The following is an 11,107-nucleotide window of genomic DNA, read 5'->3' as shown; positions in this document are numbered from 1 at the left end:
ATGGATCGCATTGACCGGACTCAAGATAGACTGTAGTGCAATGCGGCAGAAATAACTACCCAGCTCTCAACCGTTGAAAGCTATACACAGTAAAAAGTTTTCATTTTTCATTTTGCGAAAAGTGAGCGGTGTCAGTTTCTGTCCCGTTCAACTTTTCAAGACGCATTTTTAATTCTGCATAGCAGCAGTAGCGGCTTGAAGAGCAATGTTTGTACACACGCATTTTTTTCCTTCAAAAATACCAAGGATTGCTCAAGCTGATTCGCTCATCTTTTGGTAATCGTTCTAAAATCAATTGCTTTACAAACATTTTGATTCATATCATACTCCCTTATACAATTAATTTTGTATGTGAGAAGACTTTTAGGTTAGTTGAGATTAATTAAAGGTTGACAATTAGAGATTCAATTGCAAAACTCTGCCTCTAATTTAATATAAGGAAACTTTACCTCAAACCAATCCTTCCAAATCCGTTCTGCCTCCTCGCTCGCGAGAACGGAATTCACAAACTCTTCCCAATCCTCATCCCCTTCCGGCAAAATCATCCCGTAATACTCGCAACTCAGCGGTTTTAAGGGAACCAATTGATAGAGATTCAGCGGTAAACCTCGGGTGACAATTTCCCCAATCAGTAAAATACCATCGCTAGCAAACGCATCAATTCGATCTTCTAAGGCTTCAATTGCTCTAAATTTTCCCGTATTCCCATAAAAAGATTGAAGCGTTGTTTGAGGATAGCGTTCCCGAACAAATGTTTCCGTCGTCGTCCCTTGTAAAACACCAACAGTCACCTCATCTAAACTGCCTTGATAATCTAGATTACTGCGACGGTTGGTTTTAATCAGAAAATGGGTTCCGGAAATAAAAAAAGGCTGGGAAAAAATAAATTTTTCAGGATCGTCACGCACGGAATTCGGTCCGCATTCGAGGTGAACCGTGCCATCAGCCACTAATTCAAAGCGATTTGTTAAGGTAGACGTATAAATATCGACAATAATTTCGTAGGGGATTTCTAACTCATCCTGAAGCTTTTGTTTGAGGGCAGCGATCGCATCGACACAATACCCCGTCAGCATGCCCTCACCATTTCGATAGCTGATGGGGGGCGCATCTTGCCGCAAACCAACTTTGAGAACGCCCGTCTCTTTAATTTCTTCTAAAATTGAAGTAGCAAGAAGGGGTTGTAAATTCGCGAACAGCGAGAGCGACAAAACAATTGGAAAACTTTTTAAAAGACTTCTCAACATATTTTCCAACAATGGGTGTTTTAAAACTCGATCGAACCCACAGATATAGCAACTATAGCAACTGGCATATTGAGGAATTCAAAATGATGTATACCTTTTTTATCTCGATTCTTAGCTATCACTTATGACTTATGACTTCCCAAAGCCTCCATTCCCGTATCCAGTGTTTCGTAAGTCTCGAAAAACGCCAAGAATCCCGTCACTTCCATCGTTTCTCGAATCTCCTCCACCAGTCCAACGAGTACCACTTGGCCGTCATCTTCTCCCACTTGTCGGTAGAGATGCAGCAACATCCGCAAACCCGCACTGGACATATAGGGCACTTGGGCCATGTTCAACAGTACCTTACCGGATATTTTCGCCATCGGTAATATTCGTTCTTGAACCTGGGGGGCCGTATTGGCATCGAGGTCGCCAATGAGATTGACTAGGGTGATGTCTTCGAGGGTTTCGATCTGAATGTTCATATTGAAGCGCTAAAGTAGAGTCTTATCGTCCCCTCACCCCGGGTGCTAACGAGTGAATTAATTTCCGCTAATATGGACGACGAGTTCTCGGTGGTGACGGTGCTGACGGTGTTCCCAAATGTAGATACCCTGCCAAGTTCCCAATACCAAACGACCGCGCGAAATGGGGATTTGCTCTGAAGTATGGGTAAGTGCGGTACGGATGTGAGCGGGCATATCGTCAGGCCCTTCCGCACTGTGGATATAGTAACCACTTTCGGGGACGAGTTTGGCAAAAAAGTTTTCTAAATCGACTAAAACGTCAGGGTCGGCATTTTCTTGAATGACTAGGCTGGCAGAAGTATGGCGCAAAAACAAGGTACACAACCCCGTTTGGATGCCGGCTTCGCTGACAGTCGCCTCGATTTGGCGGGTAACGCGGGTGAGGGATTTGCCGCTGGTGTGAATTCTCAGAGTTTGCTGGTAGTGATTCACGATCGGGGGAAGTGGAGTGTCGATAATTAATGTACCAGTCGATCGTCTTTTCATTCCCAGTTCAATGCAAAATTCCGGTGGCAAAGTGCGATCGTCTCGATCGAAAACCCAATTTGATAGCAGTCGCCACATTGGGTGCGGACAGCTCAAATTCACACCAGTATCTCTATCCCCCCTGCGGTCGGCGTTCCCTTGCTAGTTCGCAGGGCAAACGCATCTTAACCAGTCATTCCCATCGCGATCGCCCCGTCAGACAGACACACGATCGCACCTTCGTCACCGGCTCATGAATCATCCAGGTTAACCTCAGTTCGGGTTAAGGATACTTGAAAGTCCAGGATGTGATGTGGATTCGAGTCATGAGTAGAAGAACCTCTCACCCCGCTGGCTCTAATCGACTCTAAGCACAAGCTCAAGCAGGAAACTTTACCCCCTACACCCCACACCCTACACCCCACCCCCAACCGACACTTTTTATCCCGAACTGACGTAGGTTAAGATGCGTTTGCCCTGAGTGTATCGGTTGAGAGGTTATTTATAACGTAAATCTTAAGCTCATGTAGGGTAGCCAGCGATATGACCTTAGCGCAGCTGCCCCCAAAAAGCTAGAATATGCTTCGCGAACCCATGAGTAGATCCCCTAATTCAATCGTCAATCCGCCCTCGAGCGCCGTATTTTCGTGAGATAAATTGCTCTTAATATTCCCTCGATCGATGGTTTGGGAATGTGGTGCATATTGCCAGAGGAGAGAAACAAAGCAGGCAGAATGGGAACAGTATTCAACCCGATCGTAAGGAGTCAGGGAATAAATTTCGCTTACTCTCGATTCAAGGGTTTGATATCTAAAGATCTAGCTTGAAGTTCAGATAAAAGTTATTTTATAATATTTCATTAGAAATAAAAAAAAATTTAAATTTATTTGTTATCTCTGATACTTTTTTTGAATTAAATAACAGAAACTTTAGAGTCGATCGGTAAATTATAAAATACAATCTAAAAATTTAGGCTCGCTCTTCGGCTAGGCAGAAGAGGTTCGAGCGCTTAGCTGAGTTTGCCAAATAACTTTTATGTGGGAAATCCTGACCGAGCGACTTGATTTCGTCGGGTCTAGTCAGCCCGGTAGCAATTACTTCGGGTTGATATCCGCGAACCAACTGTACGGGATGAGCAACCTTCTAATCGCGATCGCGGACTTTGCGATTGTGGTCATGCTCGTCTACTTCGTCCGCAAGCACCCGAAACTTGAATTTCCTAAGGCGATCGTTGCCTTCGCCGTCGTAGTTCTCTTGTGCGGAGGAGAACACCTGCTCGACATCGTATCTCTATGGTCTCCAACCCACTGGCTTTGGGGTCTCGAGCGCAGTATGACGGTTTTGGTCTCCTGGTATAGCGCCATTGCCCTGTTTCGCTTACTGCCGTATCTTGTAGACCTACAAACTCCCGAACAGCTAGAAGCAGCAAATCAAGCGCTCGCCGGGGAAGTGACCGAACGCCAAAATGCCGAAGCCGAGTTGCGCCGCGCCAACGAAGAACTCGACGATCGCGTTCGCCAGCGCACGATCCAATTAGAGTGGGCCAATGCCGACCTCGAGCGGGAAATCTTGCGCCGCCAGGAGGTGGAGTCGGTCTTGCGAAAGAGTGAAGGTCGCTTGAAAACCCAGCAAGCGGGATTACTTGCCCTGGTACAAATCCAAAAACGTTACGAAGGCAACTTTGGGGAGATGCTGCGGGAAATCACCCAACTGGCAACCCAAATCCTCGATGTGGAACGGGCGAGCATTTGGTTTTTCGAGGACGATCGCACGATTCTTCAGTGTGCCAACTTATACGAACGGACAACCGAGAAACACACTCAGGGGATGCAACTGCATCGCGATCGCTATTCGACCTATTTTCAGGCATTAGAAACCGAAGGCGCGATCGTTGCCAATCACTCCAGTTCCGATCCGCGAACGGCCGAGTTGTGCCAAGCCGAGCTCACACCGTTTTCGATCGCTTCGATGCTCGATGCCCCCATCCACCTCCAAGGGCAAACCATTGGCGTTATCTGCCTCGAACACACCCACACCCCCCGAATCTGGTCTCTCGAAGAACAGAATTTTGCCACCTCTCTTGCCTATACCTGCGCCCTGGCCGTGGAGTCGCGCGATCGCCTCCAGGCAGAAGTCGCCCTGCGCCAGAACGAACAACACCTGCAAGAGATTCTCGAAGAAATGCCGGTAATGCTCGATGCGATCGCTGCCAACGGAGAAATTGTCCTCTGGAACCGGGAGTGCGAGCGGGTTACCGGATATGCCGCCGAAGAAATCGTCGGCAATCCCGATGCCTTCAACCTTCTCTATCCCGATCCCGCCTACCGGCAACAGATGATAGCCGCGTGGCAAGTGCGGGGCAACAACTATCGCAATTGGGAATGGGACATTACCTGCAAAGACGGCAAGACTCAAACCGTCGCCTGGTCGAATATTTCCGATCGCTTTCCCATTTCCGGTTGGGATTCTTGGGGAATTGGGGTGAACGTGAGCGATCGCAAACAGTTAGAAGCGTACCTGAGAAAAATCGCCCGACGGGAACGCGCCAATGCCGAAAAAGTCCGGGCAATGCTCGAGCGCAGCCGAGAGCAAGCCGCTCAACTGAGTCTCGCCAAAGAAGCGGCTGATGCGGCCAACCGAGCCAAAAGCGAATTCCTCGCCAACATGAGCCACGAATTGCGGACTCCCCTCAACGCCATTCTCGGCTTCAGCCAACTGATGAATCGCGATACCTCCCTCCCCAAAGAGTATCAGGAGTATTTAAGCACCATCGATCGCAGCGGCGAACATCTCCTGGCCTTAATCAACGACATTCTGGATATGTCGAAAATCGAGGCCGGACGAGTCACCCTCAACGAAGATAGCTTCGATTTGTACGAGCTGCTCGATAGCCTCGAAGAACTGTTGCAAGTGCGATCGAGATCCAAAGGGTTGCAACTGGTTTTCGATCGAACCTCCGACGTTCCCCGGTACGTTCGCGCCGATGAAGCCAAATTGCGTCAGGTCTTAATCAACCTGCTCGGCAATGGGATTAAATTCACCGCCACCGGAACCGTCAGCTTGCGGGTTTTTGCCATTGAGTCTCCCGAAGAAGAAGAAATGGCACCGGATTCTCCCCCCCGCTTATGGCTGCAATTTGAAGTCGAAGATACCGGCTCCGGCATTTCCCCCGAAGAGCGCGATCGATTATTTGAACCCTTCGCTCAAACCGCATCGGGTTTGCGGATGCGCCAGGGAACGGGTTTGGGATTGCCCATCGCCCGCAAATTCGTCGAACTGATGGGGGGAGAGATGACCGTCGAGAGCGAAGTGAATTGCGGATCGCGATTTTCCTTCACGCTCGCTCTCACACCGGTGATGCAAAATGCCATCGAACCCACCCAACCCCTCGATTGTCGTAAAGTCATCGGCTTAGCATCCCCTCATGAGGGCTATCGGATCTTGGTGGTTGAAGATCGGTGGGAAAACCGCCAGCTGCTCGTGAAACTGCTAAGTTCTGTGGGGTTTGACGTGCGAGAAGCCACCAACGGTCGAGAAGCGATCGAAATTTGGGAACATTGGCAGCCACACCTGATTTGGATGGATATGCGCATGCCGGTGATGAACGGCTACGAAGCCACCCGCGAGATTAAAGCCAGAGAAGAAGAGCAACGATCCTCCGATGGCGAGACTCCCGCAGATGGGCAAAAGGGCGATCGCGCGCCAACGGTGATTCTTGCTTTAACGGCGAGTGCCTTTGAAGAAGACCGCCAGAAAATCTTAAAAATCGGCTGCGATGACTTCGTGCGCAAGCCCTTTCGCACCGAAGAACTCTTCGCGAAAATGAGGCAATACCTGGGAGTGGAATACATTTACGAAGTCCAAGAACTCACCACTTCTAGCCAAAATCCAACCGACCAACTCACCTTCGATCGTCTCAAAGCGGAAATGACCACGATGTCGATATCGTGGCTGGAGCCATTTCACCACGCTGCATTGCAATGTAGCGATCTGCTGATTTTCGAGCTACTCGAACAACTGCCTCCAGAACGAGTTTCTGTCGCGGAGGCGATAATAGAGCTAGTGGAAAATTTCCAGTTTGATGTGGCGATCGAGCTGGCAACATTTGGTCTGCAGAACCAGACAGATGACCGACAGCCCGGATAAGCTTGTCGTTCCGATTGTCTGTTCCCGTTACCCGAAACTGCCCGAACGTTTTTCGATCGCAGGTCGCGCTCATTTATCGATACCAGCAAGAGTACGAGAATTCTTTCCCGGCTATTGAGTTTTGACGAGATCGCCTACAGTAAGCTGCATGCCAACTTCAGAATTTTACCGAATTCGCTCGAACGGCTCTCAAATCTATGACCTCCAATCAACCCGATATTTTAATTGTTGACGATACCCTCGACAATATCCGCTTTCTATCGAAAATGTTGCTAGAGCGCGGGTATAACGTCCGCAAAGCAATTAGCGGAACCATGGCAATGACGGCCGTGAATGCAGTCTTGCCCGATCTGATTTTACTCGATATTAATATGCCGGATATGAACGGATATGAGGTTTGCGAAAAGCTAAAATCCGATCCAAAAACTCGTGGGGTTCCCATCATTTTTTTAAGTGCTTTAGATGATGTATCCGATAAAGTTAAAGCCTTTCAAGCCGGCGGAGTTGATTATATGAGCAAACCTTTTCAGTTTGAAGAAGTTTTAGCGAGGATTGAAAATCAACTCACCATTCAACGGTTGCAAGCACAATTACAAGCCAAAAATACCAAACTGCAAACGACCGTAGAAAATTTGCAAACCACCCAAGAGAAACTCATTCAGAAAGAAAAAGCGATCGCCATCGGACAACTCGTGGCTGGAGTGGCTCACGAAATTAATAATCCCGTCAGCTTTATTTACAGTAATCTCGTTCCGGCGCGAGAATACATTCAAGACTTACTCGAGTTAATCGAACTCTACCAGGAAGAATATCCCGAACCCACCCCAAAGCTTCGCGAGAGAATGGATGAAATTGACCTCGATTTTCTCGATTCCGACTTGCAAAAACTGTTAGACTCGATGCAGTCGGGAGCCGATCGCATTCGGACGATCGTATTGGGATTGCGCCTGTTTTCCCGATTGGACGAAGCCGACATCAAAGCGGTTAATTTGCACGAAGGTCTCGACAGTACTTTGATGCTCCTGCAACATCGCCTCGAATCCGAAGATAATCGTCCGAACATTAAAATTCTCAAAGACTACGGCGATTTACCGCGCGTCACTTGCCATGCCAGACGGCTGAATCAAGTCTTTTTAAATCTTCTCAATAATGCCATCGATGCGATCGAACAGAAGATGAAAGAAACTCCCGCTTTGAGCCACCCGCAAATTCAGATTCGCACTCAAGCCATCGGTGAGAATCGAGTTGCCATCGCGATCGTTGATAATGGCAAAGGGATTCCCGAGGAAGAGCGCTCTCGATTGTTCGACCCTTTCCACACGACCAAACCCGTCGGAAAAGGGGTCGGATTGGGTTTATCGAGCAGCTATCAAGTCATCGTCGAGCAACATCACGGCAAACTAACCTATAACTCGTCGCCGGAAACGGGATCGGAGTTCGTGTTCGAGATTCCCATTGAGCCTTCGAGTGTCTCGATGTATCGCAATTCGTGACGGGAATGGGGGAGCTGACAAGGAATGATTTTGAACTTTCAAATGGATTGGAGCCGGAGAAGTGGGGGGAAGAGCATCGCTACTGACCCATAATTGTCTATTGTCCATTCTCCATTACCCACAAATGCTCAGCCGGACAGAGATTGGGTTAAAATACATAATCTCGATCGTTCTTAGGTGATTTTATGCCCCCAACCTGGCCGCGCAAACCCGATCGAAGCGATCCGGAGTTCCGACGCTTCGGAGACCGCGTCAACTATGCATTTCACGTTGCCGTCTTCTGTGCTGGGAACTCTGGTTTGTGGTTTATCTATAATCTGTATCGATTGGATGGGTCTTGGGCCATCTGGACGACCGGAATTTGGACGGGGGTGCTGTTACTTCATACCCTTTACGTATTTGCGATCGCCGATTATTCCGCCGAAAGTTAGTAACTGTCGTAGCTTGGCGTGCAATGAGATGACGAGGTAGATTCGGTGGAAATCTCAGTAGACCAGCTCTGGCGTCGGGTTCTAGAGCGTTTAGAAGTACAGCTTAACCGACCCACATTTGAAACCTGGATTAAAACGGCCAGCGCCGAATCTTTGGACGCGCATCGTTTGGTGATTCGGACGCCTAACCCCTTTGCGCGCAATTGGCTGCAAAAGTACTATCTCAAAACCATTGCCGATGTCGTGGCTGAGATTCTCGGCTATGAGGTGGAAATTCAGTTGAGTACGGCGCAAGGGGATGTTGTTACCAACAGTGCGGAAGCAGAAATGCTCTGGCCGCCACCCGAGGAAAAAAAACCCACTCGTCACCTGCACGCCAAACCCCCGCAACTCAATCCCAAATACTTGTTTTCCCGGTTCGTCGTCGGATCGAACAATCGCATGGCCCATGCGGCGTCTCTGGCAGTTGCTGAATCTCCCGGTCGCGAATTCAATCCGTTGTTTCTCTGCGGTGGGGTGGGGTTGGGAAAAACCCATTTAATGCAAGCCATCGGTCACTATCGCCTGGAAATTGATGGGGATGCGAGAATTTTTTACGTGTCGACAGAGCGGTTTACCAATGACTTGATTTCGGCAATTCGTCGAGATAGCATGCAGAGTTTTCGCGACCATTACCGAGCTGCAGACGTACTTTTAATTGATGATATTCAGTTTATCGAAGGGAAAGAATACACGCAAGAAGAATTTTTTCATACGTTTAATACGTTGCACGAAGCGGGCAAGCAAGTGGTTTTGGCCTCAGATCGCCCGCCCGATCGCATTCCTCGATTGCAAGAGCGCCTTTGTTCCCGGTTTTCCATGGGGTTAATTGCCGATATTCAAGCTCCAGATTTAGAAACCCGAATGGCTATTTTGCAAAAGAAAGCCGAATACGAAAATATGCGTTTGCCCCGAGAGGCGATCGAATATATTGCCGCCAGTTATACGTCGAATATTCGCGAGTTGGAAGGGGCACTTATTCGGGCGGTGGCGTATATTTCCATCTCTGGATTGCCGATGACAGTAGAAAATATCGCCCCGGTTCTCAATCCTCGAACCGAGAAAATTGAAGCCTCTCCCGAAGCCATTTTGCAAGCGGCAACGGAAACCTTTAATATCTCGATCGAGGATTTGAAAAGTAACTCTCGCCGTCGGGAAATCAGCCAAGCGCGGCAAGTTGCGATGTATTTAATGCGTCAATATACCGATTTGAGTTTGCCCAAAATTGGCGAAATTTTTGGCGGCAAAGACCACACGACGGTGATGTATAGTTGCGAAAAAATTGCCCAACTGAGAAATACCGATCCCAAGCTCAAACAGACTCTCGATCGTCTTAGCGATCGGATTCAGCTTTCTGATAGTTAACGTCAGTTTAGGATCGGAGAGTTTCTGGCGAGGATGGAGAACCGGGAATGGGGGAAATTTTTAATTGAATTTTTATAGCAGTCGCCACTCAAGTTAGGACACCAGAATACTGAGGATGTATTTTCCCTCTCTGTTCCCTCTGCTCCCTCTGCCTCTCCTGCCCCATTCACTCTAGTTCCATTTTCGCAAAGTAGTCTTGCAGCAGCTTGTGCATAAACCGATAGCGACCGCCGATCCGTTGCAGCAGCAGGCGTTCGGTGCAGTAGTTCAGGAGCAGGTCGAAGCGGAGGGGGACGTAGCGGTTCCAGGCGAGGACGAGGCGCAGGGCGATGTGTTTGATGAGGGCATCTGCGCCACCTAAAGTGAATCCAGCCAAGATGATAAATATTGCAGAAAATAATATTGCGCAAATAATCCCGCGACTCAGATCGGGATCGAGAAGCGTGAGGGAGAAAAGGAACTCTAAAAGGAATTTGAGAGGAAATACGGCGATGGCGGCAATTGTGACTATAATTGCCATATTTTGCTGTGAATTTTTTATACCTTGATTGGGGGTTATTTTCGTTTGTATTTCAACTTGACCTACCTCTTGACCTACCTCAATTAGAACCCAAGTTATACTCATGGTGAGACCAAAGGTTAGAGCTCCAATGAGACCAAGATATAGACTACCAATGAGAGCTCCAATGAGACATATAAAGGGACCTGGAAAGAGAAATATAATTAACTCATTAATTATATTTTTTCTAATTATTTTTATTATTTTTTTTGCACTTAAGTAGGTAGGTGTGGAAATCTAAAGGTAGATAAAGGAATGTAAAGTAATTAGCCAGAATTGAATCGGAACCGCTCAACCCGACACCCACTCGCGTGTAACCTCGCATCCACCCCATCCATCACTGCATAGGCTAAATCCAGTTCATCGGAGAACATCCGTCCGGCAATTTCTTCTTCTTTGAGGTGTTGCCACTCCAACTCAATTGGATTCATCTCGGAGCAATATTTAGCAAAGAAGAAGATGTATAACCCACTCGCCTCCCACTCGAGCATTTTCTCTTTGACGGCATTACTCGTATGGATTGGGCCACAATCGACAGCAATCACCCGAATTCGTCCCTCACGCTCAAACTCAGAGGCGGCAAGTGCTGCTTGAGCGTCCATCATCCGGATATAGCTGTGAGCGGATATTCCCCCAATGGCGAGACCATAATCAAAGCGCACCCCCGGTTGCCAGATTCCTAAAATACTCACCCGACGACCACGACGGCGAGTCTGTTCGAGTCGCTTCTGCTCCCCTTGGAAATAGTAGCTATAGCTCACTTGACTCCACTGGGAAAACCCAGACTCATCAAGATACAGCAGATCGATTTCACCAGTGGCGGCGGCCCATTGGAGCATTTCTAGCTCCGCTT

At 48.2% G+C, this 11,107-nt stretch carries 10 protein-coding genes; 5 read left to right on the top strand and 5 right to left on the bottom strand.

Annotation, left to right across the window (positions count from 1 at the left end):
* Positions 1-404: 404 nt before the first annotated feature.
* The 3 genes from AC2215_RS03425 to AC2215_RS03415 all read right to left on the bottom strand — a co-directional run bounded on the left by AC2215_RS03425 (position 405) and on the right by AC2215_RS03415 (position 2,188).
* Positions 405-1,211: an amino acid ABC transporter substrate-binding protein gene (locus AC2215_RS03425; RefSeq protein WP_486808552.1), complete on the bottom strand. Its 807-nt coding sequence runs from the start codon at positions 1,209-1,211 to the stop codon at positions 405-407.
* Between the two features lie 158 nt (positions 1,212-1,369).
* Positions 1,370-1,714, bottom strand: coding sequence for an anti-sigma factor antagonist (locus AC2215_RS03420; protein ID WP_486808551.1), 345 nt, complete (start codon positions 1,712-1,714; stop codon positions 1,370-1,372).
* 57 nt (positions 1,715-1,771) lie between these two features.
* On the bottom strand, positions 1,772-2,188 hold the full coding sequence (locus AC2215_RS03415; protein WP_486808578.1) for a secondary thiamine-phosphate synthase enzyme YjbQ: 417 nt from the start codon (positions 2,186-2,188) through the stop codon (positions 1,772-1,774).
* A gap of 77 nt (positions 2,189-2,265) precedes the next feature.
* Here AC2215_RS03415 and AC2215_RS03410 point away from each other — a divergent pair, with 77 nt between their 5' ends.
* From AC2215_RS03410 to dnaA, 5 genes are all read left to right on the top strand, one after another.
* Positions 2,266-2,478 (top strand): hypothetical protein, encoded by a 213-nt coding sequence (locus AC2215_RS03410; RefSeq protein WP_486808550.1) that lies wholly within the window; start codon positions 2,266-2,268, stop codon positions 2,476-2,478.
* An 874-nt stretch (positions 2,479-3,352) separates the two neighbouring features.
* A complete protein-coding gene (locus tag AC2215_RS03405) occupies positions 3,353-6,367 on the top strand; it encodes an ATP-binding protein (RefSeq protein ID WP_486808549.1) in 3,015 nt (1,004 codons plus the stop codon).
* Between the two features lie 197 nt (positions 6,368-6,564).
* A complete protein-coding gene (locus tag AC2215_RS03400) occupies positions 6,565-7,860 on the top strand; it encodes a sensor histidine kinase (protein WP_486808548.1) in 1,296 nt (431 codons plus the stop codon).
* 185 nt (positions 7,861-8,045) lie between these two features.
* Positions 8,046-8,291 carry a 2TM domain-containing protein gene (locus AC2215_RS03395; protein ID WP_486808547.1) on the top strand — a complete coding sequence of 82 codons (246 nt, stop codon included), beginning with the start codon at positions 8,046-8,048 and terminating at the stop codon, positions 8,289-8,291.
* Between the two features lie 45 nt (positions 8,292-8,336).
* Positions 8,337-9,695 carry a chromosomal replication initiator protein DnaA gene (gene dnaA / locus AC2215_RS03390; RefSeq protein WP_486808546.1) on the top strand — a complete coding sequence of 453 codons (1,359 nt, stop codon included), beginning with the start codon at positions 8,337-8,339 and terminating at the stop codon, positions 9,693-9,695.
* A 166-nt stretch (positions 9,696-9,861) separates the two neighbouring features.
* On the opposite strand, the gene AC2215_RS03385 is transcribed toward dnaA, so the two are convergent.
* The gene (locus AC2215_RS03385; protein ID WP_486808545.1) at positions 9,862-10,215 is read right to left on the bottom strand and encodes a hypothetical protein; all 354 of its coding nucleotides are present in this window, start codon (positions 10,213-10,215) and stop codon (positions 9,862-9,864) included.
* 305 nt (positions 10,216-10,520) lie between these two features.
* On the bottom strand, positions 10,521-11,107 hold a 587-nt coding region (locus tag AC2215_RS03380; RefSeq protein ID WP_486808544.1), incomplete at its 5' end, for a transposase.

This window comes from Zarconia sp. (assembly GCF_057467645.1).
Note: the sequence above shows the minus strand (reverse complement) of the source record. Positions and strands in the feature narration are given on the sequence as shown.

Bases quoted from the DNA above. Each gene is read 5' to 3' on its own strand.
- AC2215_RS03420 (WP_486808551.1), bottom strand. From the start codon at position 1,714: ATGAACATTCAGATCGAAACCCTCGAAGACATCACCCTAGTCAATCTC.
- AC2215_RS03405 (WP_486808549.1), top strand. From the start codon at position 3,353: ATGAGCAACCTTCTAATCGCGATCGCGGACTTTGCGATTGTGGTCATG.
- AC2215_RS03400 (WP_486808548.1), top strand. From the start codon at position 6,565: ATGACCTCCAATCAACCCGATATTTTAATTGTTGACGATACCCTCGAC.
- AC2215_RS03395 (WP_486808547.1), top strand. From the start codon at position 8,046: ATGCCCCCAACCTGGCCGCGCAAACCCGATCGAAGCGATCCGGAGTTC.
- AC2215_RS03385 (WP_486808545.1), bottom strand. From the start codon at position 10,215: ATGGCAATTATAGTCACAATTGCCGCCATCGCCGTATTTCCTCTCAAA.